At 71.8% G+C, this 26820-nt stretch carries 27 protein-coding genes; 23 read left to right on the top strand and 4 right to left on the bottom strand.

Annotated features, from left to right (window positions below; genetic code table 11):
• Positions 1–235 precede the first annotated feature (235 nt).
• Positions 236–1282 (top strand): NAD-dependent epimerase/dehydratase family protein, encoded by a 1047-nt coding sequence (locus tag ACWEN0_RS33550; protein ID WP_451982775.1) that lies wholly within the window; start codon positions 236–238, stop codon positions 1280–1282.
• A gap of 74 nt (positions 1283–1356) precedes the next feature.
• Positions 1357–2361 (top strand): lysophospholipid acyltransferase family protein, encoded by a 1005-nt coding sequence (locus ACWEN0_RS33545; protein WP_451982772.1) that lies wholly within the window; start codon positions 1357–1359, stop codon positions 2359–2361.
• Between the two features lie 3 nt (positions 2362–2364).
• Here ACWEN0_RS33545 and ACWEN0_RS33540 read toward each other — a convergent pair whose 3' ends face one another.
• The 3 genes from ACWEN0_RS33540 to ACWEN0_RS33530 all read right to left on the bottom strand — a co-directional run bounded on the left by ACWEN0_RS33540 (position 2365) and on the right by ACWEN0_RS33530 (position 5223).
• Positions 2365–3252, bottom strand: coding sequence for an HAD family hydrolase (locus tag ACWEN0_RS33540; RefSeq protein WP_451982769.1), 888 nt, complete (start codon positions 3250–3252; stop codon positions 2365–2367).
• A gap of 90 nt (positions 3253–3342) precedes the next feature.
• Entirely contained in the window at positions 3343–4416 is a 1074-nt protein-coding gene (locus tag ACWEN0_RS33535; RefSeq protein WP_451982766.1) for a DUF5667 domain-containing protein, read from the bottom strand.
• A 114-nt stretch (positions 4417–4530) separates the two neighbouring features.
• A complete protein-coding gene (locus tag ACWEN0_RS33530) occupies positions 4531–5223 on the bottom strand; it encodes a sigma-70 family RNA polymerase sigma factor (protein WP_451982763.1) in 693 nt (230 codons plus the stop codon).
• Between the two features lie 312 nt (positions 5224–5535).
• Between ACWEN0_RS33530 and ACWEN0_RS33525 the strand changes: the two genes are divergently transcribed.
• From ACWEN0_RS33525 to ACWEN0_RS33455, 15 genes are all read left to right on the top strand, one after another.
• On the top strand, positions 5536–7041 hold the full coding sequence (locus ACWEN0_RS33525; protein WP_451982760.1) for an AMP-binding protein: 1506 nt from the start codon (positions 5536–5538) through the stop codon (positions 7039–7041).
• Positions 7042–7051: 10 nt separating this feature from the next.
• Entirely contained in the window at positions 7052–7291 is a 240-nt protein-coding gene (locus ACWEN0_RS33520; protein ID WP_451982757.1) for a glutaredoxin family protein, read from the top strand.
• A 57-nt stretch (positions 7292–7348) separates the two neighbouring features.
• Positions 7349–8905 carry a molybdopterin-dependent oxidoreductase gene (locus tag ACWEN0_RS33515; protein WP_451982755.1) on the top strand — a complete coding sequence of 519 codons (1557 nt, stop codon included), beginning with the start codon at positions 7349–7351 and terminating at the stop codon, positions 8903–8905.
• A gap of 322 nt (positions 8906–9227) precedes the next feature.
• Positions 9228–10142: a redox-sensing transcriptional repressor Rex gene (locus ACWEN0_RS33510; protein ID WP_451982752.1), complete on the top strand. Its 915-nt coding sequence runs from the start codon at positions 9228–9230 to the stop codon at positions 10140–10142.
• Complete coding sequence (locus ACWEN0_RS33505) at positions 10139–11446, top strand: glutamyl-tRNA reductase (RefSeq protein ID WP_451982749.1); 1308 nt, start codon at positions 10139–10141, stop codon at positions 11444–11446. Before ACWEN0_RS33510 ends, ACWEN0_RS33505 begins: the two co-directional genes overlap by 4 nt.
• 20 nt (positions 11447–11466) lie before the next feature.
• A complete protein-coding gene (gene hemC / locus ACWEN0_RS33500; RefSeq protein WP_451982945.1) occupies positions 11467–12396 on the top strand; it encodes a hydroxymethylbilane synthase in 930 nt (309 codons plus the stop codon).
• A gap of 79 nt (positions 12397–12475) precedes the next feature.
• Entirely contained in the window at positions 12476–14008 is a 1533-nt protein-coding gene (locus ACWEN0_RS33495) for a uroporphyrinogen-III synthase (RefSeq protein ID WP_451982746.1), read from the top strand.
• Between the two features lie 165 nt (positions 14009–14173).
• Complete coding sequence (gene hemB, locus ACWEN0_RS33490; RefSeq protein ID WP_451982743.1) at positions 14174–15145, top strand: porphobilinogen synthase; 972 nt, start codon at positions 14174–14176, stop codon at positions 15143–15145.
• 18 nt (positions 15146–15163) lie between these two features.
• The gene (locus ACWEN0_RS33485; protein ID WP_451982740.1) at positions 15164–15706 is read left to right on the top strand and encodes a hypothetical protein; all 543 of its coding nucleotides are present in this window, start codon (positions 15164–15166) and stop codon (positions 15704–15706) included.
• A complete protein-coding gene (locus ACWEN0_RS33480; RefSeq protein ID WP_451982737.1) occupies positions 15703–16149 on the top strand; it encodes a hypothetical protein in 447 nt (148 codons plus the stop codon). Before ACWEN0_RS33485 ends, ACWEN0_RS33480 begins: the two co-directional genes overlap by 4 nt.
• A gap of 13 nt (positions 16150–16162) precedes the next feature.
• Positions 16163–16501 carry a hypothetical protein gene (locus ACWEN0_RS33475; protein WP_451982734.1) on the top strand — a complete coding sequence of 113 codons (339 nt, stop codon included), beginning with the start codon at positions 16163–16165 and terminating at the stop codon, positions 16499–16501.
• A gap of 62 nt (positions 16502–16563) precedes the next feature.
• The gene (locus tag ACWEN0_RS33470) at positions 16564–17862 is read left to right on the top strand and encodes an efflux RND transporter periplasmic adaptor subunit (protein WP_451982731.1); all 1299 of its coding nucleotides are present in this window, start codon (positions 16564–16566) and stop codon (positions 17860–17862) included.
• Positions 17859–18563 (top strand): ABC transporter ATP-binding protein, encoded by a 705-nt coding sequence (locus tag ACWEN0_RS33465; protein ID WP_451982728.1) that lies wholly within the window; start codon positions 17859–17861, stop codon positions 18561–18563. The genes ACWEN0_RS33470 and ACWEN0_RS33465 overlap by 4 nt, the downstream gene beginning before the upstream one ends.
• Positions 18560–19762, top strand: a complete 1203-nt coding sequence (locus ACWEN0_RS33460) for an ABC transporter permease (protein WP_451982725.1) — start codon at positions 18560–18562, stop codon at positions 19760–19762. Before ACWEN0_RS33465 ends, ACWEN0_RS33460 begins: the two co-directional genes overlap by 4 nt.
• Before the next feature lie 12 nt (positions 19763–19774).
• Positions 19775–20317, top strand: a complete 543-nt coding sequence (locus ACWEN0_RS33455) for a hypothetical protein (protein ID WP_451982722.1) — start codon at positions 19775–19777, stop codon at positions 20315–20317.
• On the opposite strand, the gene ACWEN0_RS33450 is transcribed toward ACWEN0_RS33455, so the two are convergent.
• Positions 20314–20790 (bottom strand): TspO/MBR family protein, encoded by a 477-nt coding sequence (locus ACWEN0_RS33450; protein WP_451982719.1) that lies wholly within the window; start codon positions 20788–20790, stop codon positions 20314–20316. The genes ACWEN0_RS33455 and ACWEN0_RS33450 overlap by 4 nt on opposite strands.
• Before the next feature lie 60 nt (positions 20791–20850).
• Between ACWEN0_RS33450 and hemL the strand changes: the two genes are divergently transcribed.
• From hemL to ccsB, 6 genes are all read left to right on the top strand, one after another.
• A complete protein-coding gene (hemL, locus tag ACWEN0_RS33445) occupies positions 20851–22152 on the top strand; it encodes a glutamate-1-semialdehyde 2,1-aminomutase (protein WP_451982716.1) in 1302 nt (433 codons plus the stop codon).
• Entirely contained in the window at positions 22149–22775 is a 627-nt protein-coding gene (locus tag ACWEN0_RS33440) for a histidine phosphatase family protein (RefSeq protein ID WP_451982713.1), read from the top strand. The genes hemL and ACWEN0_RS33440 overlap by 4 nt, the downstream gene beginning before the upstream one ends.
• Positions 22772–23338: a TlpA family protein disulfide reductase gene (locus tag ACWEN0_RS33435; protein ID WP_451982710.1), complete on the top strand. Its 567-nt coding sequence runs from the start codon at positions 22772–22774 to the stop codon at positions 23336–23338. Before ACWEN0_RS33440 ends, ACWEN0_RS33435 begins: the two co-directional genes overlap by 4 nt.
• 136 nt (positions 23339–23474) lie before the next feature.
• Positions 23475–24248, top strand: coding sequence for a cytochrome c biogenesis CcdA family protein (locus tag ACWEN0_RS33430; protein WP_451982707.1), 774 nt, complete (start codon positions 23475–23477; stop codon positions 24246–24248).
• Complete coding sequence (gene resB, locus ACWEN0_RS33425; protein ID WP_451982704.1) at positions 24245–25846, top strand: cytochrome c biogenesis protein ResB; 1602 nt, start codon at positions 24245–24247, stop codon at positions 25844–25846. Before ACWEN0_RS33430 ends, resB begins: the two co-directional genes overlap by 4 nt.
• 3 nt (positions 25847–25849) lie before the next feature.
• Entirely contained in the window at positions 25850–26818 is a 969-nt protein-coding gene (ccsB, locus tag ACWEN0_RS33420; protein ID WP_451982701.1) for a c-type cytochrome biogenesis protein CcsB, read from the top strand.
• The last annotated feature ends 2 nt before the right edge of the window (positions 26819–26820 follow it).

The raw sequence follows: 26820 nt of genomic DNA, 5'->3' as shown, positions 1-26820 counted from the left end.
GCCCGTCCAGTCTCTGGACGGGCCACGTCCATTTGGTGGGCCGGTTCCCCCCGTTCGAGTGAGGTCTGCGTCGCATTCCGGCGCGATGCGGTTAATAGCACGTAAGACACCCCGGAGCTACCACTGAAGAGCGGTAACATCTCAAGGGCGTCCGCGCGATGCTTCCAGTGAGTGCAGGTTCGCGCACTTCGGGTGATCGTCCACCCCCACCACGCCCTACGCCGCAGGGAGCCGTATGCCGTCGAACATCGTGCTCGTCACCGGGGTCGCCGGGGAACTGGGCGGGAAGCTCCTCGCCCGGCTGGGCAACAACCCCGACTTCGAGCGGGTCATCGGTGTCGACACGGTCGCCCCGGACAAGACGGTGCTGCAGCGCATGGGGCACGCGGAATTCGTCCGCGCGGACATCCGGAACCCGTTGATCGCGAAGGTGATCAGCACCGCGAAGGTCGACACGGTGATCCACGCGTCGTGCACCGCGCACCCGGCGGGCCCCGGGCGCCGCACGGCCATCAAGGAAGTCAACGTCATCGGCACCATGCGGCTGCTGGCCGCGTGCCAGCGCTCGCCGCTGGTCAAGAAGCTGGTGGTCAAGTCGACGGCGGCGGTCTACGGCGCCGGCGCCCGCTCGCAGGCGGTGTTCACCGAAGACTCGGAGCTCATCCCGACGTCGTCGAGCGGGTACGCGAAGGACGCCGTCGAGATGGAGGGCTACGTGCGCGGCCTGGTGCGGCGCCGTCCCGACATCACCACGACGTTGTTCCGCTTCGCCAACATCATCGGGCCGTCGACGGACACCGTCCTTTCGCGATACTTCGCGCTGCCGGTCGTCCCGACGGTCTTCGGCTACGACGCCCGGCTGCAACTGTTGCACTCGTCGGACGCGTTGGCCGTGCTGGAAAAGGCTTCTCTGACGGATCGGCCCGGCGTGTTCAACGTCGGCTCGGAAGGGGTACTCACCCTCTCGCAGGCGATCCGGCGAGCGGGCCGGGTCGAGCTGCCGATGCCGCGGAGCGTGGTGCCGTCGGTCGGCAAGGTCCTGCGCGGCGCCCGCGTCGTGGACTTCTCCGCCGACCAGGTCCGGCTGCTGAACTTCGGCCGGGTCGTCGACATCGCCAAGCTGAAGAACGAGTTCGGCTACACCCCGCGGTGGACGACGCGTGAGGCGTTCGACGACTACATCACCGGGCGCGGCCTGCGGCCGGTGCTCGACGGCGGCAAGCTGGCCGGCCTGGCCGGCAAGGTGCTCGTCGCCGCGGCTACCGGGCAGGCGAGCCGGTGACCCATTCTTTCGGGGGTCCGGGTGGCGGAGCCCCCGGCCCGGAGCGGAGCTCCGGTTGTCACAGGCCGTACGACTTGGACGAAAGCGAGGCGGAGACGGTGGGCGGTGCCGAGGCACAGGTCATCCCCCTGCACGGGCCAGGCCGGGAGAAGCCGGAGGCCGAGCGGGACCAACGCGTGCGGGAAGCCGACGCGCCGGTCGTCCCGTTCCCCGGCGGTGAGCGGGTGGCGCAGGCGCCGGACGTCCTTTCGGACGCGGCCCGCTCCGCGCTCGGCTTCCTCCGCGACCGGCTGACGGGCGACTACACGGTCGACGAGTTCGGCTTCGACGCCGAGCTGACGGACGCGGTGTTCCTGCCGCCGCTGCGGGCGCTGTACAAGAAGTGGTTCCGGGTCGACACGTTCGGCGTCGAGAACCTGCCGCTCGAGGGCGGCGCGCTGCTGGTGTCCAACCACTCGGGCACGATCCCGCTCGACTCGCTGATGACGGCGGTGGCGGTCCACGACGAGACGGGCGGCCGGCACCTGCGCGGCCTCGGCGCCGACCTGGTGTTCCAGGTGCCGCTGGTGGGTTCGTTCGCCCGCAAGTCCGGGCAGACGCTGGCCTGCAACGAGGACGCGGAACGCCTGCTGCGCGGCGGCGAGCTCGTCGGGGTTTGGCCGGAGGGCTTCAAGGGCGTCGGCAAGCCGTTCTCGTCCCGGTACAAGCTGCAGCGCTTCGGCCGCGGCGGCTTCGTGTCGGCGGCGCTGCGCGCGGGCGTGCCGATCATCCCGGTCTCGGTCATCGGGGCCGAGGAGATCTACCCGAAGCTGGGTGACATCAAGCTCCTGGCGCGCATGTTCGGGTTGCCGTACTTCCCGGTGACGCCGTTGTTCCCGCACTTCGGCCTGCTGGGCGCGATCCCGCTGCCGACGAAGTGGAGCATCGAGTTCGGCGAGCCGATCCCGACGGACGCGTACGGCCCGGAGGCCGTGGAGGACCCGATGCTGGTGTTCCAGCTGACGGACCAGGTCCGCGAGTCCATCCAGCAGACGCTGTACCGCCGGCTTTCGCAGCGGAAGTCCGTTTTCCGCGGCTGACGCTCAGCGGCGGCGGTAAGCCATTCCCGCCGCCACCGCGCCGGCCAGCGCGCCCGCGCCCAGCACCGACGGCACCCCGATCTTCGCCGCCTTGCGACCGGTCCGGAAGTCCCGGATCTCCCAGCCGCGCGCGCGGGCGACGTCCCGAAGGCCACCATCGGGGTTCACCGCCACCGCCGTCCCGACCGCGGACAGCATCGGGATGTCGTTGGCCGAGTCCGAATACGCCGTGCAGCGCTTGAGGTTCAGGCCCTCGCGCGACGCCAGGGCCCGGACCGCGTGCGCCTTCGCGCGGCCGTGCAGGAGGTCGCCCACCAGACGGCCCGTGTAGACGCCGTCGCGGGTTTCCGCCACCGTGCCCAGCGCGCCGGTCAGGCCCAGGCGGCGCGAGATGATCGCCGCCAGCTCGATCGGCGTGGCCGTCACCAGCCAGACGCGCTGGCCCGCGTCCAGGTGCATCTGCGCGAGCGCGCGCGTGCCGGACCAGATCTTGTCCGCCATCAGCTCGTCGTAGATCTCTTCGCTGATCGACGTCAGCTCGGCCACCGTGCGGCCGGCCACAAAGGACAGTGCGCGTTCGCGGTGGGTCTTGATGTCTTCCTTGTTCTCGCGGCCGCCGAGCCGGAACTTGATCTGGCCCCAGACGAACCCGGCCAGGTCCGACGACGTGAAGAACTTCCGGGCGGCGAGGCCGCGCGCGAAGTAGAAGATCGACGCGCCCATCATCATCGTGTTGTCGACGTCGAAGAACGCGGCCGCGGTGAGGTCGGGCGGCGCCGGCGGAGAAGGCGGTTCCGAAAGAGCGTGGGCGGCCTCGGCCGACGCCTCGCCCGCGAGCGTGGCGAGCCGTTCCAGCTCCTGACTCTTATCCCTGCCACGCCAAGCTGACACGCACACCGCCTCCACGTCCCTGCGAACGTCCGGATCCTTCGCACAGCGTAGCGAGCCGCCCACCGCCCCGTCGCAGGTGTGGCCCGGACCTCAGCCGATGACGATCGGCGGCAGACCCGGGAGCAGCGGCGGGATCGAAACCAGCGGTGGCGGTGTGGTGGTCGACGTCACCGGCAGCCGCGGGGTGGTCGTCGGCACCTGGCCGTACACCGGGGGCGGCGTGACCCCGCCGGTCGCCTTCGGGACGCCGGGCGTCGTGGCCGCTTCCGACGGCGGCGGCTGGGTGGTGGTCGTCGGCGCCGGGGTCGTCTCGGTCGTCGGCGCCTGGGGCGCCGACGACGCCGGGTCGCCGCCCGCCGAGGGCGCCGGCCGCTGGGTGCACTCGCCGGTCGCCGGGAGCAGGCCCAGGTCGTCGGACGTGCCGGTGGTGATCTGGTAGCAGTTCATCCGCGCGGCCAGCCCGCTCGTGCGCTCCTGGACCTTGCCGAGGAGGTTCCGCACGTCGTCGAACACCGGGGCCGCGCTCGCCGGGAGCGTCGGCCGCTGCTCCGCGAGCCGCGCCTCCTGGTTCCGCGCCCACAGCCGGACGTCCGCGAGCGCCTGCGCGCCGCCGCCGTCGCTGGTCGCCACCGTCGCCATCTGGGCGACACCGGCCTTCAGGTCGGCGGCGAAGTCGTTGTACGCGGTCTGGTAGTCGGCCTGGCTCGCGCCCTGCGCGGCCATCTCGCCGAGCTCGGTGACGCGGTTCGTGGCGAACTCGAGGTGCTTGCGGGCGCGGGCCTCGTCGCCGAAGGTCAGGCCCAGCGACGTCGACTCCCCGGCGCGTTTGACGCCGTACAGCGCGTCGCCGGGTACTGCGTTGCGCGACAGCACCAGGGTGAGACCGGAGAGGACGAGGAACAGGAAGAGCGCGGCGGCCACCAGGTCGGCGGTCCGCGGCCGCCACCTCCGACGCGGGGTGGCCGCCGCCGTCTCCAGGCGGCCCGCGATCTCCGCGCGGATCCGCTGCCGCGTCTCCAGGTCCGGGGCCCCGGCCGCACCGAGCTCGCGCAATGCGCCGACGAGGGCCAGTTCGTCGGCGAATTCACCGTCCCGCTGCTTCGGGGACGGCTCCAGGGCACGCGCGAACCGGTCGATCTCGGCTCGCTCACGCGCAAACCTCACTGCGCTGCTCCATCTCAAACCGTTGGCCGGTCCTGACACCGGTCTGGCAGGAGTAACGATCCAGAAGGCGTGAGGGTTACCGGTTTCGGTCGACGGACCGGAAAGTTCGCGGGATCAGCGCAATCCGGTGGGCAGAAGTTGTGCCAAACGGCGTACGGCGCGGTGCTGGAGCGCCTTGATCGCCCCTTCGTTGCGGTTCATGATCTGCGCCGTCTCCGCCACCGACAGGCCCTGCAGGAACCGCAGGACAATGCATTCCCGCTGGTCGTCGCCCAGTTCCGCGACGCAGCGCAGCAGCTCGGTGCGGGTCGCGCGGGAGATGGCCTCCTGCTCGGGGCCCGCCTGGGCGGTCGCGCCGACGCTGAAGGGTGCCGAGCCGGGCTCGGTGACCTCGTCGGTGACGACTTCGAGGCGGAACCGGCTCGACTTGACGTGGTCGAGCACGAGGTTGCGGGCGATGGTGACGAACCAGGCGCCGACGTCACGGCCCTGGTAGCTCACCGACGTGATCCGGCGCAGCGCGCGCAGGAACGTCTCGCTGGTGACGTCCTCGGCCAGGTCGCGGTCGCCCAGGCGGAAGAGCACGTACCGGTAGACGACGTCGACGTAGCGGTCGTAGAGCCGGCCGAACGCGGACGAGTCGCCGTCCTGCGCGGCGCGCACCAGGTCCCAGGCCTCGGCCTTCGCGGCTTCGGCGCGCTCGTCGTCGGAGTTCTGCCTGCTCAGCGGCACGGACGCGGAACGCCCGAACACGCGCTCGGCGAACATGAAGACGGGCCCGCGGCTCACGGCGGTCGGCACGGTCATCGGGCGGCACCTCCGGCGGCGGCTCTGACCCAGCGGGCCACGGTACCCCCGGACCACGGGCGAGCAGGGGCCTGCCGGCTCGCATGCCCCACGGCCTCGTGGGCAGGCAAGTTCGTCACGGCGACTCCCTCTCTCCGGTCGCGGCGGTGATCAACACCACCCCGCGACGCAGTGCAGCATACGTGTAGTTACCGCGAAGTAGGTAGTGGCTCCGGGGTTGTGCAGACGCGACGCTCGCGGTCAGCACCCATGACGTCGCTCCGAATGACAGACTTGCAACGGTTTGGCCGGGAGAAGAGAGGTGGACCGCGGGTGAGTGCTCCAGAGGCGACGCAGTCGGGGGTCGGCGGGCTGCTCACGCGGGCGGCGGCGACCTGGCCGGAGCACCCGGCCGTGCGCGAGACCGGCACCGGGCACGGCCTGACCTACCGCGAGCTGGACGCGGCCGCGCAGGCGCAGGCCAGGCGGCTCGTGGACGCCGGTGTCGAACCCGGCGACCGGGTGGCGCTGCGGCTGCCGACGTCGGTGGACTTCGTGGTGGCGTTCTTCGGCGCCCTGCGCGCCGGCGCGGTCGTCGTGCCGATGTCGCCGCAGGCCCCGGGCCCCGAGCTGGCGAAGCTGCTCGACCACAGCGGTGCCAAGGTTGTCATCACGCGCCACGCCGACGAGGAGCTGCCGGCCGGGGTGAGCGGGCTCACGCCGGAATCGGACCCGGATGGAGTAGCCGAGGACGCCGGCCGCGGCGGCGAGGACATCGCCGTCGTCTCCTACACCTCCGGCACGACCGGGCCGCCGCGCGGCGTGATGCTCTCGCACCGCGCGCTGCTGGCGAACCTGGCGCAGCTCGACGAGGTCGACGGCGTCCTCGACCACGACGACCGCGTGCTGATCACCATCCCGCTCTTCCACGTCTACGGTCTCGGGCCCGGCCTGCTGCACGCCACGGCCGTCGGCGCGACCGCGATCCTTTCGGAGCGCTTCGAGGCGCAGCGCACGCTCGACGACTGCGCCGAACACGGCGTCACGACGATCACCGGCGTCCCGACGATGTACACGGAGTTCGCCGCCCTCGGCGCCGACGAACTGCGCGCCAAGCTCGCGACGCTGCGCCGGATGACGTCGGGCGCCGCGCCCCTGCACCCGAAGGTCCTCGGCGCGATCCGCGAGGCCACCGGCCTGGACGTCTACGAGGGCTACGGCCTCACCGAGTGCGCGCCGGTGGTGACGTCGACGCTGGTCACCGGCTACCCGAAGCCCGGGTCGGTCGGGCGGCCGCTGCCCGGGATCGAGCTGCGGCTGGTCGACAGCGACGGCACCGACCAGGCCGTGCCGCTCGACCCGGACGACGTCGACGACGTCTTCGAGGCCGAGGGCGAGACCGGGCTGGTGTCGATCCGCGGCGCGAACCTGTTCTCCGGCTACTGGCCCGACGGCGAGCACGGCCCGGACGACGAGGGCTGGTTCCGCACCGGCGACGTCGGCTACCTCGACGTCGACGGCGACCTGCACCTGGTCGACCGAGCCAACGACCTGATCATCGTCAACGGCTTCAACGTCTTCCCGCGCGAGGTCGAGGAGGTCATCGGGCAGCTGCCGGAGGTGGCCGAGGCGGCGGTCGTCGGGGTCGTGGACGAGCGCAGCGGCGAAGCGGTGAAGGCGTTCGTCGTGCCGGCGGCCGGGGCGGCGCTGTCCGAGCAGCAGGTCGTCGACCAGTGCACGGCCCACCTGGCCGGGTACAAGGTGCCGCACCTGGTCGAGTTCGCGGAGTCGCTGCCGCACTCGGCCACCGGGAAGCTGCGCCGCGTGCGGCTGCGGTAGGAAAGACGGCATGGCGCACGAAGTGACGGTGATGAGCCGGGTCGGTTGCCACCTCTGCGAGGTCGCGGAGGCGGACGTCGCGCGGATCTGCGGCGAGCTGGGCGTCGGGTGGACGACCCAGGACGTCGACACCGACCCGGAGTGGCGCGCGGAGTACGGCGACCGCGTGCCGGTGATCCTGGTCGACGGCGCCGAGCACGGCTACTGGCGCGTCGAAGAGGACCGGCTGCGCAAGGCCCTCAAGCCGTAACACGCTCGTAAGGGGGATCGAGCAGCCGCTTCACGCTCCGGCTCCGAAGATGGAGGCGTGAGCACTCTGCAGGAAGCGCCGCCCGAAGCACCCCGGCGGCTTTCGCTGCCCGTCGCGACCCTGATCGGGCTCCTCGCGCTGGCCGCCGCGCTCGGCGTCGGGCACCTCGTCGCGGGCTTCGTCGGCTACACGGCTTCGCCGTTCATCGCGGTGGCGAACTACGTCATCGACCACAGCCCGACCGGGATCGTGAAGTGGGCCGAGCGGACGCTGGGCACCTGGGACAAGCCGGTCCTCAAGATCGGGCTGGGGGTCGTGCTGGTCCTGCTCGCGGTGCTGGCCGGCCAGCTCTCGCGGCGGACGCCCCGCGCGGGCCAGGTGCTGGTCTTCCTGCTCGGCGCGGCCGGGGTCGCCGCCGTGTATTCGCGCAGCGACCTGGGGCAGGTCTCGCTGCTGGCGCCGGTCGCCGCCCTGGTCGCCGGGCTCGTCGTGTTCACCCAGCTGCACCGGGTCGCGCTGCCCGTGGCCGTCGTGCCCGACCGGGGTTTCGACCGCCGCAAGTTCCTGCGCGCCGGGATCGGCGTCGCCGCGGGGTCGGGGATCGCGGCCGTGGTCGGGCAGGTGGCCGGGACCAGCACGAACGCCGAAGACTCGCGGGCCGCCGTCGGGCCGCTCGTCCCCGCGCGGACCGTGCCGCCGCTGCCCGCCGACGCCGACTTCGCGAAGCTCGGCTCGCCGCCGTTCATCACGCCGAACGGCGACTTCTACCGCATCGACACCGCGCTGGTCGTGCCGCAGGTCCGCACCGAGGACTGGAGCCTGAAGATCCACGGGATGGTCGACCGGGAGGTCACCTTCTCCTACGCCGACATCCGGAACCGGCCGCTGGTCGAACGGCGCGTGACGCTGACCTGCGTGTCCAACGAGGTCGGCGGCCCGCTGATCTCGAACGCGACCTGGATCGGCGTCGACCTCGCCGACCTGCTCGACGAAGCCGGCGTGCAGACCGGCGCCGAGCAGATGTACGCGACGAGCGTCGACGGCTGGACGTGCGGCACCCCGGCGAACGTGGCGCTGGACCCGCAGCGCGGCGCGATGCTGGCGATCGGGATGAACGGCGAGCCGCTGCCGGTCGAGCACGGCTTCCCGGCGCGGATCGTCATCCCCGGCCTGTACGGCTACGTGTCGGCGACGAAGTGGGTCGAGTCCCTCGAATTCACCAAGTGGGACGCCCGGCAGGCGTACTGGCTCAGCCGCGGCTGGGCCGAGCAGGCGCCGATCAAGACCGAGTCCCGGATCGACACCCCGACCGGCTTCGCGAAGGTGAGCGCGGGCAAGGTCCGGCTGGCCGGCACGGCCTGGGCGCAGCACACGGGCATCGCGAAGGTCGAGGTCCGGCTGGACCAGGGCCCCTGGCAGCCGGCGACGCTCTCGGCCGAGATCAGCAAGGACACCTGGCGCATGTGGTGGGCCGAGCTGGACGTGCCGAAGGGGACGCACCAGGCGTTCGTCCGCGCGACCGACCAGGACGGCTACACGCAGACGGAGAACCGCGCGGACCCGGTCCCGGACGGCGCGACCGGCTGGCACTCGGTGAGCCTCGACGCGAGCTGACGCGACCGGCGCGGCGGAGCCGTTCACCGCGCCGGACGGCCCGCTCACGGCGTCGCCGGGCCGGCACCCGGGCGGGCTCGGCCGGGGCCGTCCGCCCGAACTGCCTTGCCCGGCAAGGATTCTGACGCGGTGTCATGATCGCGGGCCCGGCGGAACCGCCTCCGACCAGTGACTTTGTGCGCGCGTTCACAAGTGGTCTACCGTAGGACCATCGCCCCCGGGTGGTCCGGCATCGAACCGGACCTCGTGCCCTGGGTCAAGACACAGTTCGGAACGGCCGTGGCGATGGCCGCCGGGTGCACAGCGGGCAGGAGACGACGGCGTGGTGACACAGCGGGGGAGGCGCGACGAAGCGGGCTCCCCGGGCCGGCCGCCGCGACGGCCCCGCCGGCAGGGCACCCCGGACGCCGACAACGCGCCCACCGCCGAGATCCCGGCCGTACCCGCGCACGGGTCCGCCCGCAACGGGGATGCCCCCGAGGCCGTCCGGGCGAAGTCGATCCCCGAAGCCGCCGTCGCCCGGCTCGCCGTCTACCTCCGGGTGCTGTCCGGAATGTCGGAACAGGGCGCGACGACCGTTTCGAGCGAAGAGCTCTCGCAGGCGGCCGGCGTCAATTCCGCGAAATTGCGCAAAGACCTCTCCTACCTCGGCTCGTACGGCACCCGCGGGGTCGGCTACGAAGTCAGCGTCCTGGTCAGCCAGATCGAGCGGATCCTGGGCCTGACCCGGCAGCACAAAGTGGCCGTCGTCGGGATCGGCAACCTCGGTCACGCCCTGGCCAACTACGGCGGCTTCCCGGGGCGCGGGTTCCCGGTCGAAGCGCTGTTCGACCTGGACGCGGACCTGATCGGCGTGCCGGTCGGCGGCCTTCCGGTGTCGCACGTGGACGACATCCCGCGGGTGTGCGCCGAGCGCGGCATCTCCATCGGCGTGATCGCCACCCCGCCGACCGCCGCGCAGTCGGTCTGTGACCGCCTGGTCGCGGGCGGTGTCCAGTGCATCCTCAACTTCGCCCCGGTCGTGTTGCAGGTTCCTGCTCACATCGAGGTCCGCAAAGTGGATTTGGCTGTGGAGCTGCAGATACTCTCGTTCCATGTGGCCCGCCGCGCGGACGACGCCGCCGGTAATCAGGGCAATTCCGGATTACCCGGTGCGGGCCTGCCGTCCGAGAATGGCAAGGGCGGGCGGAACGGTTCGGGTCCGGACGGCGGACGGGAAATGGTGGTGCGCTCATGAGCGTGTTGGCGGTCGGTCTCTCGCATCGCACTGCGGAGCTGAGCACGCTCGAGCGCGTCGCGGTGCCGGCGCCCGAGGTCGGCAAGGTGCTCGACGAGCTGCAGCAGGCCGAGCACGTCAGTGAGGTCATGCTCGTCTCGACGTGCAACCGCATCGAGGTCTACGCCGTCGTCGAGACCTTCCACGGCGGCCTCGACGACGTCACCCGCGTGCTGTCCCGCCAGGCCGGGGTGGAACCGGCCGACCTCTACGACAGCCTGTACGTCCACTACGCCGGTGCGGCCGTCGAGCACCTGTTCTCGGTCACCTCGGGCCTGGACTCGATGGTCGTCGGCGAGACGCAGATCCTCGGGCAGGTCCGGTCCGCCTACGCCACCGCGCGCGAGGCCGGCACCGTCGGCCGCACGCTGCACGAGCTGATCCAGACCACGCTGCGCGTCGGCAAGCGCGTGCACTCCGAGACCGGCCTCGACCAGCTGGGCGCGTCGGTCGTGTCCGAGGCGCTCGCCGCGGCCGGGGACGTCGCCGGCAAGCACGCGGTCATCGTCGGCGCCGGGTCGATGGGCGCGCTGAGCGCGTCGCAGCTGCGCAAGGCCGGGATCGGCGAGATCACCGTGGCCAACCGCACCGACGCCCGCGCCCGCCGGCTCGCCGCGAACGTCACCGAGCAGGGCGTCCCCGCCCGCGCGATCCCGCTGTCCGGGGTCGCCGACGCGGTGCGCGACGCCGACGTCGTGATCTGCTGCACCGGCGCGCAGGACGCCGTCTTCGGGCCGGAGCACGTGCTGCCGCGCGGCGGCCGTGACCTGGTCGTCTGCGACCTGGGTCTGCCGCGCGACGTCGACCCGGCGGTCGGCGAGCTGGCCGGCGTCCGCGTCGTCGACCTCGCCACCATCCAGCGCCGGATGCGCGAAGCCGGCACCCCGACCACCGAGCGTCAGACCGCCAAGGCGACCGGGATCGTGCTCGACGAGGTGCGCGACTACCTCGCCGGGCAGCGCAGCGCCGAGGTCACCCCGACCGTGACGGCGTTGCGCCGCCGCGCCGCCGAGGTCGTCGACGCCGAGCTGCTGCGCCTCGACCACCGGCTGCCGGACCTGGAGCCGGGCGTCCGGGAAGAGGTCGGCCGCACCGTCCGCCGGGTGGTCGACAAGCTGCTGCACGCACCGACGGTGCGGGTCAAGCAGCTGGCCGCCGATTCGGCTGACACCGACTACGCGAACGCGTTGCGAGAACTGTTCTGCCTCGACCCGCAGGCCCCCGCCGCGGTGGCGAGCCCGAAGCCCCCACCGGAGAAGAAGTAGTAGTGACCAGAGTCATTCGCATGGGCACGCGCGGCTCGAAGCTCGCGCTGACCCAGACCGGGACGGTCGCCGACGCGCTGCGCGCCCAGGGCGTCGAGGTCGAGATCGTCAAGGTGACCACCCCCGGCGACAAGTCGATGGCACCGATCGCGACGATCGGCGTCGGCGTGTTCACCTCCGCGCTGCGCGAAGCCTTGCTGCGCAACGAGGTCGACGTCATCGTGCACTCCTACAAGGACCTGCCGACGGCGCCGGAGCCGGGCATCACGCTCGCCGCCGTGCCGCCGCGGGAGGACCCGCGGGACGCGCTGATCGCGCGGGACGGCCTCACTTTGGGCGAGCTGCCGCCGGGGTCCACAGTGGGCACCGGGGCCGCCCGGCGCACCGCGCAGCTGCGCGCGCTGGGCCTCGGTTTGGAAATCGTGCCGATTCGCGGCAATATCGACACCCGCATGCGCAAGGTCACCGACGGCGAGCTCGATGCCGTGGTGCTCGCGCGTGCCGGACTGGCCAGGGTCGGACTGGTCGAGGCGATCACCGAGACCCTCGACCCGATCCAGATGCTGCCCGCCCCCGCCCAGGGGGCGCTGGCAGTGGAGTGCCGGTCCGCCGACGTGGACATCGAGCAGCTGCTCGCATCCACAGTGGACGACGAGGGCACGCGGGTCGCGGTGACGGCCGAGCGGGCCCTGCTGGCCGCGCTCGAGGCGGGGTGCAGCGCGCCGGTGGGCGCGCTCGCCGAGATCGTCGAAGATCTCGACGCCGAGGGCAAGGTCGTGGAACGGATCTCGCTGCGCGGCACCGCCGCGGCCGAAGGCGAGAACGGCGCGGTGGACATGGTCCGGGCCTCCGCGCTGGCCGACAAGGACCAGGCCGCCCAGCTGGGCAAGGACCTGGCCGCCGAGCTGCTGGACCTGGGCGCCGGAGTGTTCTCCGGCCCCGCGCAGTAGCGCCCCCGCGGGCGCTTCGAAAGACGTGTAGGAGACCTGTGGCCCTGCGATCCCGCATGGCCGCCGCAAGAGGAGAGAGATGACCCCCGCGCGAAAGACCACCGGGCGCGTAGCGTTCGTGGGCTCCGGCCCCGGCGACGCCGGCCTGCTCACGGTCCGTGCCCAGGAACTGCTCGCCAAGGCCGAGGTCGTGGTGACCGACCCCGACGTGCCGCAGGCCGTGCTGGCCATGGCCGCCGAGGGCGCCGAGGTCCGGCCCGCCGTCGGCGAGGCCGCCGAGGTCGCCAAGGACCTGACCGCCGAGGCCAAGGCCGGGCGGCTGGTGCTGCGGCTGATCGCGGGCGACCCGCTGACCACCCCGGCCGTCGTGGCCGAGGTGCAGGCGGTCGCGCGCACGAGCGCCGTGTTCGACGTCATCCCGGGCGTTTCCCCGGGCGCGGCCGTCCCGGCGTACGCCGGCGTCGCGCTGGGCGGCACGCACACCGAGGTCGACGTCCGCGGCGACGTCGACTGGGCGGCCCTGGCCGCCTCACCGGGCCCGCTGGTGCTGCACGCGACGTCGGCCCACCTGGCCGAGGCCGCTTCGGCGCTGACCGGCAACGGCCTGCCGTCGTCGACCCCGGTCGCGGTCACCGCGAACGGCACGATCAACACCCAGCGCACCCTCGACACCACGCTCGAGAAGGTCGCCAACGACGCGGGCGAGCTCGTCGGGCCGCTGATCGTCACGATCGGCCAGGCCGCCGGCCACCGCTCGAAGCTGTCCTGGTGGGAGTCGCGCGCGCTGTACGGCTGGAAGGTCCTGGTGCCGCGCACCAAGGAGCAGGCCGGCGAGATGGCCGAGCGCCTGCGCGGCCACGGCGCGACGTCGCACGAGGTGCCGACCATCTCGGTCGAGCCGCCCCGCAGCCCGGCGCAGATGGAGCGCTCGGTCAAGGGCCTGGTCGACGGCCGCTACCAGTGGATCGTCTTCACCTCCACCAACGCGGTCCGCGCGGTGTGGGAGAAGTTCGAGGAGTTCGGGCTCGACGCCCGCGCGTTCTCCGGCGTGAAGATCGCCTGCGTCGGCGAATCGACCGCGGCGAAGGTGCGCTCGTTCGGCATCATCCCGGAGCTGGTCCCCTCGGGCGAGCAGTCCTCCGAGGGCCTGCTGGCCGAGTTCCCGCCGTACGACGACGTGCTCGACCCGGTCGACCGCGTGCTGCTGCCGCGGGCGGACATCGCCACCGAGACCCTGTCGGCCGGCCTCCGTGACCGCGGCTGGGAGATCGACGACGTGACGGCCTACCGGACCGTCCGGGCCGCCCCGCCGCCCGCCGAGACCCGCGAGATGATCAAGACCGGCGGGTTCGACGCGGTCTGCTTCACCTCGTCCTCGACCGTGCGGAACCTGGTCGGCATCGCCGGCAAGCCGCACACCCGCACGCTGGTCGCGTGCATCGGCCCGAAGACGGCCGAGACCGCGGTGGAGTTCGGCCTCCGGGTCGACGTCCAGCCGGAGAAGGCCGACGTCCCGCACCTGGTGGACGCCCTGGCCGAGCACGCCGCGCGCCTGCGTGCGGAAGGCGCCCTGCCGCCGCCGCGCAAGGCGAAGCGGGCCCGCCGCTCCTGACGCTCCAAGGTCCGTGAATGGCACATTGAGGGACTCTGAGTCCCTTAATGTGCCATTCACGGCTTTCGGCCGGGGTGGTCGGCGACCGCGCGTTTCGGCGATCGGGGAAGACCGCTGAGCACCCTTGCGGAACCCCGGCGATCAGGGCGGGAGTAACTTGGAAGGGTGTTCCCAGAGCATCGTCCCCGCAGGCTCCGCACCACCCCGGCCATGCGCAGGCTGGTGGGTGAGACGACACTGCGGCCACGCCAGTTGATCCTCCCGATGTTCGTCGCCGAAGGCATCGACGCGCCGCGGCCGATCTCGAGCATGCCGGGGGTCGTCCAGCACACGCGGGACACCCTGCGGAAAGCCGCCGTCGACGCGGTCAACGCCGGCGTCGGCGGGCTCATGCTCTTCGGCATCCCGAAGACGCGGGACGCCGAGGGCTCCGGGGCCGTCGACGAGAACGGCATCCTCAACGTCGCCCTGCGCGACCTGCGCCACGAGCTCGGCGACGCGACCGTGCTGATGGCCGACACCTGCCTCGACGAGTTCACCGACCACGGCCACTGCGGTGTCCTGGACGCCGACGGCGCGGTCGACAACGACGCCACGCTGCGCATCTACGCCGAGATGGCCGTCGCGCAGGCCGAAGCCGGGGCGCACGTGCTCGGGCCGTCCGGGATGATGGACGGCCAGATCGGCGTCATCCGCCGGGCGCTCGACGAGGTCGGGCACAGCGACAAGGCGATCCTCGCCTACTCCGCGAAGTACGCGAGCGCGTTCTACGGCCCGTTCCGCGAGGCCGTCGACTCGCAGCTCAAGGGCGACCGCAAGACCTACCAGCAGGACATGGGCAACGCGCGCGAGGCGCTGCGCGAGATCGAGCTGGACCTCGCCGAGGGCGCGGACATGGTCATGGTCAAGCCCGCGCTGTCCTATTTGGACGTCGTCAAGGCGGCCGCGGACATCTCGCCGGTGCCGGTGGCGGCGTACAACATCTCGGGCGAGTACGCGATGGTCGAGGCGGCCGCGGCGAACGGCTGGCTGGACCGCGAGCGCACGATCCTCGAGGTGCTGACGTCGATCCGCCGGGCGGGCGCGGACCTGATCCTCACGTACTGGGCCACCGAAGCCGCCGCCTGGCTGGACTGAGCGGTTAGAGTCACCGCCGTGGCGGACAAAGACACCGAGGATCTCAGCGGTCTCACCGACGACGAACGGCGCAAACGCGGCCGTTCGCCCGACCCGGTGCTGCCGGGCCAAAAGGCCCCGAAGGCGGCACCGCCCCGGCCGGTGGCCATCTCGTTCTGGCTGTGGCTCGCCGGCGGCGTCGTGCTGATCCTCAGCTACGTCCAGCTGCTGAGCAGCAAGTCCGCGGTGATCGACCAGTTCGTCAAGGCGACGAACGACCCGAAGTACACACCGCAGACGATCGCGGACGGCGTCACGGCGCTGCTGTGGTACCTGCTCGGCGGCGCGGTCGTGTTCGTGCTGCTGTTCCTGCTCTTCGCGTACAAGGCGCGCGAGGGCACCCGCTCGGCGCGGACGGTGCTGACGATCCTGCCGATCGTGATGCTGCTGCTGATCATGACGATCGCGCCGATCATCAACTACCTGACGCTGGTCGCGGTGCTGGTGTTCGTGGTCGCCCTGGTCATGCTGTACCTGCCGTCGGTGGCGGGCTACTTCCCGAAGGCCGGCAAGAAGCCGTGAGCGACCGGCTCTACGCCGAATCGGGCGTGAGCTGGGGGGCCATCGCGTGGGGCCCGGTGTTCGCGCTGCTCGGCGCGCTGGCGGAGCTGGCCACGGGCGGCCCGGTGCACGTCGTGGGCTGGCTGATGGTCGGGTTCGGCCTCTGCGTCATCACGGTGCCGTGGGTGTACGCCCGGCGCCGGTTCCTGTCGCTGGAGGTCACGACGAAGCAGCTGCGCCAGGGCCGCGAGAAGGTCCCGGCCGACCAGCTCGCCTCGGTGACGGACGTCGGCGCGCCGGTGGGCGCCCGCGTCCTGGGCGGCGGCTGGGCGGTGCCGCGGAAGTACGACTCGCTGCCGGTGGAGCTGGCGGACGGCACGGTGGTCCTGGCGTGGGCGAAGGACGTCGAGGCCCTGCGGGACGCGCTGGACCGGCTCGTCCGGGCGACGCCGGGGCAGGCATGAGAAAATCCCCGCTGTGATCGACCTTCCGCAGCCCACCGGGGCCGAGCTCTGGCCGCCGGAAGAACCCGGCCCGCGCGCACGGCTGCACAAGCCGTGGCGGACGCTCGTCGCCGTCGTGGAGGTCCTGCTCGCCGTCGCGGCCGGGTGGGCCGCCTACGCGTGCTGGCACGGCGGGATCGCCACCGTCGTCACGCACACCGACGACGGCGCGACGCTCGAGTCGCACCGGTACTTCGGCGGGCTGCTCGCCGCCGCCATCGGGCTGGGCACGGTGGCCGCGATCCTGCTGGTCGACGCGGTGCGTCAGCTCTCGCTCGCGGTGCGTGCGCGCCACCGCGAGCCCAAGGCCTGATACACAGCTCCCGCACAGGGAACGAACAGTCAATTGCTAAACAGCGGCACCAAGGTTGCCGCATGACGCGCGTGCGTGCCTCGAAGGCATGGGTGATCAACGGTGCTCTGGTCGTGCTGCTGGCCGGAGCGGGATTCGGGATATACCAGGCATTCAGCCCGTCCCAGACCACGGCGCAGGCCCAGACGCGCAGCACCCCGGTGCGCCGCGCGACGGTCACCGAGACCATCTCCGCGGCCGGGACCCTCGCGAGCAGCTACACCGGCGCGGCGAACTTCGCGACGGCCGGGAAGGTCACGTCGATCGACGTGAAGGTCGGCGACGTCGTCAGCGCCGGGCAGAAGCTCGCCACCGTCGACAGCACGCAGGCCGCGAAGCAGCTGCAGGTCGCGAAGGCGAACCTCGCGGTCGCGCAGGACAGCCTGGACACCGCCGAGACGGCCGAAGCCACCCCGGCGACCGGGCCGAACAGCCAGAACTCCGCGCAGTCCGCCGCGAACAACGTCACCTCGGCGCAGGCGAAGCTCGACCAGGCCCAGCTGGACGTCCAGACGGCGCAGACCGCCCTCGACAACACCACGCTCTACTCGCCGGGCTCCGGCACGGTCACCGCGGTCAACGGCTCGGTCGGCCAGCAGTCCTCCAGCGGGTCCGCCGCGAGCAGCCAGGCGACGTCGAGCAGCGGCGGCAGCGGGCAGGGCGGGCAGGGCTCGTCGAACTCGAACAGCTCGTCGTCGAGCAGCAGCTCCAGCAGCAGTGGCTTCATCACCATCACGAACATGACCGGCCTGGTCGTGAACACCTCGGTCGCCGAAATCGACATCAGCAAGGTGAAGACCGGCCAGAAGGCCACCGTGACCCTCAACGCGCTGCCCGACCAGCCGATCCAGGCGACCGTCTCCAGCATCAACCTCACGCCGACCACGAGCGGCAGCGTCGTTTCCTACGGCGCGCAGCTGGCGCTGACGAGCCCGCCGGACGGGCTGCGGCCCGGGCAGTCGGCGAGCGTCGTGATCACCGTCGCCGAGGCGCAGAACGCGCTGAGCGTGCCGGCCGCGGCGGTGACGACCGTGGGCAGCAACAACATCGTCACCGTGCAGGCGAACGGCCAGAACGTGACGCGCCAGGTGCAGGTCGGCATCCGCGGCGAGTCGACCGTCCAGATCACCTCCGGGCTCACCGAGGGCGAGAACGTCGTGCTCACCGCGACGGCCGCGACCGGGACCACCGGCGGCAACGGCCGGACCGGCGGCACGGGCGGCACCGGCGGGTTCCCGGGCGGCGGGACCGGTGGCTTCCCCGGCGGCGGAACGCGCGGTACGGGCACCGGCGCCGGTGGCGGTTTCGGCGGCCGCGGGTGAACCCGGTGATCGCGGTCTCCGGACTGCGCAAGACCTACGGCGCCGGCGAGACGGCCGTGCACGCGCTGCGCGGCGTCGACCTCACCGTGTGGCCCGGCGAGTACGTCGCCATCATGGGGGCCTCGGGCTCGGGCAAGTCGACGTTGCTGAACATGCTCGGCTGCCTCGACGTGCCGTCCTCGGGCAAGTACCTGCTCGACGGCTTCGGCGTCGACAAGCTCAACGAGCGCCAGCTGGCCCTGCTGCGCAACCGGAAGATCGGCTTCATCTTCCAGTCGTTCAACCTCGTCCCGCGCACGACCGCGTTGTCCAATGTGGAACTTCCGCTCGTCTACAGCGGACTCCGGCGGGCCGAGCGGCGGCGCCGCGCGCTCGCCGCGCTCGACATGGTCGGGCTGTCGGACCGGGCCAAGCACCTGCCGAGCGAGCTGTCCGGCGGGCAGATCCAGCGCGTCGCCGTGGCGCGGGCGCTGGTCACCGGCCCGGCGATGCTGCTGGCCGACGAGCCGACCGGCAACCTCGACCGCCGCAGCACCGAGGACGTCCTCGGCGTCTTCGACCGGCTCAACTCCCTCGGCCGCACCATCGTCGTGATCACGCACGAGGACGAGGTCGCCCACCACGCGCACCGCGTCGTGCGGGTCGACGACGGCCTCATCGTGTCCGACGAAGTGACCCGCGCGGTGGGGGCGGTCTCGTGAACCTCTTCGAAATCCTGCGCTTCGCCGTGCGCGGGCTCACGGCCAACAAGCTGCGCTCGTCGCTCACGACGCTCGGCATCACCATCGGCGTCGCGGCGGTGATCCTGCTCGTCGCGGTCGGCAACGGGGCCTCGGCGGCCATCGCGGCCAGCATCCAGGGCCTCGGCACCAACGTCGTCAACGTCTCCCCGGCCCGCGGCGGCGGGCAGAGCGCGTCGGCGCGGCCGCTGACCGTCCAGGACGCGCACGCGCTCGTCGACCCCGTCGGCGCGCCGGACGTCAAGGCCGCCTCCCCGGTGGTCAACACCACGGCGACCGCCACCTACGGGCAGACGTCGTACGACATCTCCAGCGTCGCGGGCACCGAACCGGCGTACTTCACGACGACCAACCGCGACCTCGCCCAGGGCCAGCTGTTCACCGGCGAGGACGTCACGGCCGCGCGGAAGGTCGTCGTCCTCGGCCCGACGACCGCGCAGTCGATCTTCGGCACCGAAGACCCGGTCGGCAAGAACGTGCTGCTCAACAGCATCCAGTTCACCGTGATCGGTGTGCTGCAGGCCAAGGGCAGCACCGGGCTGCAGAACGCCGACGACGTCGCGATCGCGCCGATTTCGGCCGTCCAGAACTCCCTCGCCGGCTACGGCAGCCTCAACCAGATCGCCGTCCAGGCCACCAGCGCCGACTCGGTGTCGCTCGCCCAGTCCGAGATCACCGCGATCCTCAACGCCCGCCACGGCATCCGGCTCGGCGGCACCGCCGACTACCAGATCCAGAACTCCGAGCAGCTCCTCGCGACCCGGACGTCGGCGACCGAGACGTTCACCGTCCTGCTGGCCGCGGTCGCGGCGATCTCACTGCTGGTCGGCGGCATCGGCGTCACCAACATCATGCTGGTCACGGTCACCGAGCGGATCCGCGAGATCGGCATCCGCAAGGCCATCGGCGCGCCGCGCTCGGCCATCCTCGGCCAGTTCCTCGCCGAGGCGACCATGCTCAGCCTGTTCGGCGGGCTGCTCGGCGTCGCGATCGGGATCATCGGCAGCCGGTTCACCATCTCCGGGATCAAACCCGTCGTGGTGCCCTCCTCGATCCTGCTCGCCTTCGCGGTGTCCGCCCTGATCGGGCTGTTCTTCGGCAGCTTCCCGGCGAACCGGGCCGCCAAACTGAGGCCCATCGACGCCCTGCGTCACGAATAAGGAGTCTTTCGCATGTCTTCCTCCACCACGAACCCGCCGACCGCGGAGGAGATCGTCGCCAGCCCGGCGGTCGAAGGCGATCTCAACGCCGAAATGCGCCGGGCCGCGAAGCCGTTCTCCCGCACGACGCTGGTGCTGGCCGGGCTGGTCGTCCTCGCGATCGCCTTCGGCGGCGGGGCCTGGACGCACGCGGCGTTCGGCTCGTCGTCCGGCAGCGGGTCGACGCCGTCGGCGCGCCAGAACGGCGGCGGCTTCGGCGGCACCCAGGCCGGGGGCACGCAGGCGGGCACCGGCCAGCAGGGCGGCGGGTTCCGCGGCGGGGGCGGCCGCGGCACCACCGGGACCGTCGACCGCGTCGACGGCACCACGGTCTACGTCAAGACCGTGCAGGGCGACGACGTCAAGGTGTCCACATCGGACTCGACCACGGTCGGCGTCACCCAGCCGGGCAAGCTGGCCGACCTCAAGCCGGGCGCGACGGTGGTCGTGCAGGGCCAGGCGGGCCAGGACGGCACGGTGACCGCGCAGGCCATCACCCAGCAGGCGGCGCGCTAGTTCAGGACGACGATCGCGGCGGTGAGGGCCGTCGCGTAGAGGATCCAGGCCAGGTAGGGCACCAGCAGCGCGGCGGCGGCCTTCGAGCGGCGGCCGAACAGGACGATCGTCACGACCACGACGACGTCCAGCACGGCGATGTCGACCAGCGCCGCCTTCGCCGCGCCGCCCTCGAAGAACAGCGGGGTCCACAGGAGGTTGGCCAGCAGGCCGATGCCGTACGCGGCGAAGCCCCGCGTCTCGCCGTCCGTGCGCCAGTACAGCCAGCCGGCCAGCGCGATCATGACGTACAACACCGTCCATACCGGACCGAACAGGCCGGCCGGCGGCGCCCACGACGGCAGCTCGAGCCGGGCGTAGACGTCCTTGGCCGAGACGGCGGCCAGGGCACCGACGACCGCGACCACGGCGACGACGCCGAAGAAGCAGGCCAGCACCAGCCACGGGTTGCGCTGCGGGACACGTTCGGTCACCGGCTGTTCCCCTCCCGGGCGGCGTCCGGCCATCTTAGGCGGGTTTGCCACACTGGACAGGTGAGCAACGGAACCGAGCAGTCCAAGGCATGGTTCGAACGCGCGAAGGTGGCCGTCCCGGGCGGGGTGAACTCGCCGGTCCGGGCGTTCAACTCGGTCGGCGGCACCCCGCGGTTCATGGTCCGCGGCGAGGGCCCGCACCTGTGGGACGCCGACGGCAACCGCTACGTCGACCTGGTGTCGTCGTGGGGGCCGATGATCCTGGGCCACGCCCACCCGGCGGTGGTCGAGGCGGCGCGCGCGGCGGCGGTGTCCGGGCTGTCGTTCGGCACGCCGACGATCGGCGAGGTCGAGCTGGCCGAGGAGATCATCAACCGCGTCGAGCCCGTCGAGCAGGTGCGCCTGGTCAACTCGGGCACCGAAGCCACGATGAGCGCGATCCGGCTGGCCCGCGGGTTCACCGGCCGCTCGAAGGTCGTGAAGTTCGCCGGGTGTTACCACGGTCACGTCGACGCGCTGCTCGCGCAGGCCGGCTCCGGCGTCGCGACGCTCGGGCTGCCGACGTCGCCGGGCGTCACCGGGGCGCAGGCCGCCGACACGCTGGTGCTGCCCTACAACGACCTCGACGCCGTCCGGAAGTCCTTTGTGGACAACCCGGGGGAGATCGCCGCGGTGATCACCGAGGCCGCGGCCGGCAACATGGGCGCGATCGCGCCGGACGAAGGCTTCAACGCCGGGCTGCTGGAGATCGCCCGCGAGCACGGCGCCCTGCTCATCATGGACGAGGTCATGACCGGCTTCCGCGTCTCGCGCGCAGGCTGGTTCGGCCTCGAAGGCGTGGCCGGGGACCTCTACACGTTCGGCAAGGTGATGTCCGGCGGGCTGCCGGCGGCGGCCTTCGGCGGCCGCGCCGACGTGATGGCCAAGCTCGCCCCGGGCGGGCCGGTCTACCAGGCCGGGACGCTGTCCGGGAACCCCGTCGCGGTGGCCACCGGCCTCGCGACGCTGCGCGCGGCCGACCACGCCGTGTACGCGGCCCTCGACGCCAACGCGAAGCGCCTCGGCGACCTCTTCCACCGCGAACTGGGCAACGCGGGTGTCGCGCACCACGTCCAGTACGCGGGCAACCTGGTCAGCGTGTTCTTCGGCGACCGGCCGGTCCGCGACTACGCGGGCGCGCAGGCGTCCGAGACCTGGCGCTACCCGGCGTTCTTCCACGCGCTGCTCGACGCGGGCGTGTACGGGCCCCCGAGCGCGTACGAGGCCTGGTTCGTCAACGCGGCGATGGACGACGAAGCGTTCTCGGTGATCGAAGCGGCTCTGCCCGCGGCGGCTCGCGCGGCGGCGGAGGCGGTCAAGTGACCACCGTCGTCCACCTGCTTCGGCACGGCGAAGTGCACAACCCCGAGAAGATCCTCTACGGCCGCCTGCCCGGCTACCGGCTCTCCGAGCGCGGACAGCGGCAGGCGCTCACGGTCGCCGAGGCCGTCGCCGGCCACGACCTCGTGCACGTCGTCGCGTCGCCGCTGCAGCGGGCACAGGAGACGGCCCGCCCGATCGCCTCGGCGCACCGGCTCGACATCGCGACCGACGAGGGCCTGATCGAGGCCGGCAACCAGTTCGAGGGCCTGCACGTCGCGGTCGGCGACGGCGCCCTGCGGGAGCCGAAGCACTGGCCGAAGCTGGTCAACCCGTTCAAGCCGTCGTGGGGCGAGCCGTACCTCGAGATCGCGCACCGGATGCTGGGCGCGGTCCACCGCGCGCGGGACGCGGCCCTCGGTCACGAGGCTTTGTGTGTCTCGCATCAGCTGCCGATCTGGACGCTCCGGCGGTTCCTCGAGGGCAAGAAGCTGTGGCACGACCCGCGCCGCCGCCAGTGCTCGCTGGCGTCGCTGACGTCGCTGGTCTTCGACGGCGACGAGCTGCGCGAGATCGTCTACAGCGAGCCGGCGGGCACCACCGACCCGAAGGTGACCGGGGCATGAAACGGCTTCTTGGCGCGGCGCTCGTCGTGCTGGCCGTGGCCGGGTGCAGCAGCGGCAAGGACGCGGTGGTGCAGGGGAGCAGCTTCAGCTTCGTCTCCCCGGGCGGCAAGGTCGACATCACGTACGACCTCGCCCAGCGGCAGACCGCGCCGGTGCTGGCGGGCGAGGACCTGATGAACGAGGGCAAGCAGCTGTCGCTCGCGGACTACCCGGGCAAGGTCGTGGTGCTCAACCTGTGGGGCCAGTGGTGCGGACCGTGCCGCACGGAGGTCCCGGAGATGGAGGCGGTCGCGAAGCAGGGCGTCCAGGTGGTGGGCATCGACGTCCGCGACCCGGCACGCGAGGTGGCCCAGGACTTCGTCCGCGACCGCAAGCTGACGTACCCCTCGATCTACGACCCGGACGGCCGGGTACTGCTCAAGCTGAGCGGCTACCCCCGCAACATCATCCCGTCGACGATCGTGCTGGACAAGCAGCACCGGGTGGCGGCGGTGTTCCTGCGGCCGGTGCTGGCCCAGGACCTCCTCCCGGTGACCCAGCGGCTGACGGCCGAGCAGGCCTGACGCGGCCCCGCACTTCCCGGGGAGCGTCCTCGAGGCCGCGGAACCCGCGGGACCAAGGTCCTGAACTGCTGTGACCGAGGTCCTGTGAACCGGCCCCGGAGTTCTCACCGGGACCTCACTGCCTACCCTCAACGGGGTGAACTCCGTTACCGAGCTGGCGATCTCCGGACCGCTGCTGCTCGCCGCGGGCGTCGCGCTGCTGGCCGGAACGATCTCCTTCGCCTCGCCGTGCGTGGTGCCGCTCGTGCCGGGGTACCTCGCGTACCTCGCCGCGCTGGTCGGCGCGGACGCCCCCGCGGTCAGCGCGGACGAAGACCGCAAGAAGGGCCGCTGGGCCGTCTTGGGCGCCGCGCTGCTGTTCGTGCTCGGGTTCACCGTCGTCTTCGTCGCCACGCTGGGCACCCTCGTCTGGCTGGCCGACACCCTCGTGGTCAACCAGGACCTGCTCCAGCGCATCGGCGGGGTCCTCACCATCGCCATGGCGCTGGTGTTCCTCGGCTGGATCCCCGGCCTGCAGCGCGAGGTCCGCTCGCACCGCGTCCCCGGCGGCGGGGTCTGGGGCGCTCCGCTGCTCGGCGCGATCTTCGGCCTCGGCTGGACGCCCTGCATCGGCCCGACGCTGTCGGCCGTCACGACGCTGGCCAGCGCGACCGGCGGCGCCGAGGTCCGCGGCTACCTGCTCATCGCCGTCTACTGCCTCGGCCTCGGGCTGCCGTTCCTGCTCATCGCGCTCGGCGCCCGCTGGGCCGTGCGCGCCACCGACTGGGTCCGCCGGCACGGCCGCCAGGTGCAGGTCTTCGGCGGCGCGCTGCTGATGATCGTCGGCATCCTGCTGGTCACCGGCGTGTGGGGAGATCTGATGGGCTGGCTGCGCAACGAGCTCGCGGGCAACCTGGAGCTGCCGCTGTGACCACCACGGAAGCGCCGCCCGCGGCCCCGAAGCCGCCGCGCAACACGCCGGTCAAGCGCGCCTTCGCCTTCCTCCGCAACACCTGGCGCGGCCTGACGTCGATGCGCACCGCGCTCGTCCTGCTGTTCCTGCTCGCCCTGGCCGCGCTGCCGGGTGCGCTCCTGCCGCAGCGCAAGCTCAACGCCCCCAAGGTCGACGAGTACATCAGCGCGCACGGCTGGTGGGGCACCCTGCTCGACAAGCTCGAGTTCTACGACGTCTACTCCAGCATCTGGTTCTCGGCGATCTACCTGCTGCTGATGATCTCCCTGGTGGGCTGCCTGACGCCGCGCACCTTCGAGTACGTCAAGGCGATGCGCGCCAAGCCGGTGCTGACCCCGCGCAACCTGGCCCGGATGCCGCACTACCGGCTCGGCCGGGGCAAGTCCGACGTCGACGCCGAGATCGCGGCCGTCCACAAGCGACTGTCCGGCTGGCGCCGGGTCGAGCGGGAGGAAGCCGACGGCGTCCGCACGATCTCCGCCGAACGCGGGTTCCTGCGCGAGACCGGCAACCTGCTCTTCCACTTCAGCATGCTGGGCCTGATCGTGTTCTTCGCGCTGGGCAAGCTGTACGGCTACGAGGGCCAGGTCATCGTCCAGGCCGACGGCAGCACGTTCTGCAACTCCGGCATCTACAACTACGACTCCTTCAACGCGGGCCTGCGCGTCGACGGCACCGACCTCGACCCGTTCTGCGTGAAGATCAACGACTTCACCGTGCGGTACACCCCGGCCGGCGAGCCGGAGTACTACCACTCGAACATCCAGTACCAGTCCGGCGAGGACCTGGAGACGAACACCTGGAAGCCCTACGGCCTCGAGGTCAACTCGCCGCTGCGCACCGCGGGCGACCGCGTCTACCTGCTCGGCCAGGGCAACTCGCCGCAGTTCACGGTGACCTTCCCGAACGGGGAAAAGCGCACCCAGAACACCCAGTGGCGCACGGTCGACCCGACGACGATGCTCGCCGAGGGCGCGACGAAGTTCGACCAGCCCGGCATCACCGACGAGGTGCAGCGGCGCACCCGCCAGCTCGCCATCACCGGCCTGTTCGCGCCGACGGCGTTCATGCACGGGAACGTGCTGACGTCCTCGGCGCCGGAGGTGAAGGACCCCGCGGTCGCGGTCGACATCATGCGCGGCGACCTCGGCCTCGACGCCGGGCGCGGCCAGTCGGTGTTCGAGATCGACCAGTCCCTCGTGGACGACGGCCGGCTCAAGAAGGTCGCTCGCGAGAACCTGAAGGTCGGCCAGGAGATCACGCTGGACGACGGCACGAAGATCCGCTTCGACGGCGTCAACCACTGGGTCTCCCTGCAGGTCTCCCACGACCCGACGCAGGGGTTCGTGCTCGGCTTCGCCATCGCGATGTTCCTCGGCCTCGGCGCGTCCCTGCTGGTCAAGCGCCGACGGCTGTGGGTCCGGGTCAAGCCGGGCACCGAGGACGACCCGGGTACCGTGATCGAGGTCGCCGGACTGGCCCGCACCGACCAGGCGGGGTACGGCGAAGAGTTCCACCGGATCAGTGAACGCCTGATCAGTGGTCAGAAGGGCTGAGGCATGCCGATCAACGAGACGCTGTCGACCTACAGCGACTGGCTGTACACCACCGCCGCCGCGATCTACGTCGTCGCCCTGATGATGACGCTGGTCGAGCAGGGCTTCGGCGCCAAGGGCCGGCTCGCCACCGAGCGGGCGAAGCTCCGCGCGCGCGAGCTCGTCGGCGCCGGCGGGCCGCCGGCCGAGGAGGCCCAGGCCGCGCAGCGCACGTCCGGCCGTCCCGAGCGGATCGGCAAGATGGGCGCGTCGCTGCTCGTGCTCGGCGCGCTGCTGCAGCTGTCGGCGATCGTGCTGCGCGGCCTCGCCGTGCACCGCGCGCCGTGGGGCAACATGTACGAGTACGGCATGGCGGTCACCTTCATCACGGTGGTCACCTGGATCGTCGTGATGGGGAAGTTCCCGGTCCGCCACCTCACCGGCTTCCTGCTGCTGCCCGTCGTGATCCTGATGTTCATCAACGGCACGCTGCTGTACACCACGGCGGCGCCGGTGCAGCCCGCGCTCCAGTCGTACTGGCTGGTCATCCACGTCTCGGCGGCCATCATCGGCTCCGGCGTCTTCCTGGTGCCGGGTGTCGCGAGCGTCCTGTACCTGTTCCGCTCGGCCTACGAGAAGGACGAGACGAAGTTCGCCCGGTTCGCGTCGAAACTGCCCGCGGCCGACGTCCTCGACCGGATCGCCTACCGGACGACCATCTTCGCCTTCCCGGTCTTCACCTTCGGCGTCCTGTGCGGCGCGGTTTGGGCCGAGTCGGCCTGGGGCCGGTTCTGGGGCTGGGACCCCAAGGAGACCGTCGCGTTCATCGCCTGGGTGATCTACGCGGCCTACCTGCACTCGCGGGCGACCGCGGGCTGGCGCGGCGCCCGGGCCGCGGCGATCAACATCGTCGGGTTCGCCGCGATGATCTTCAACCTGTTCTTCGTGAACCTCGTCACGGCGGGCCTGCACTCGTACGCCGGGGTGGGCTGAGC

Source organism: Amycolatopsis sp. NPDC004378, from assembly GCF_053602455.1.
Note: the sequence above shows the minus strand (reverse complement) of the source record. Positions and strands in the feature narration are given on the sequence as shown.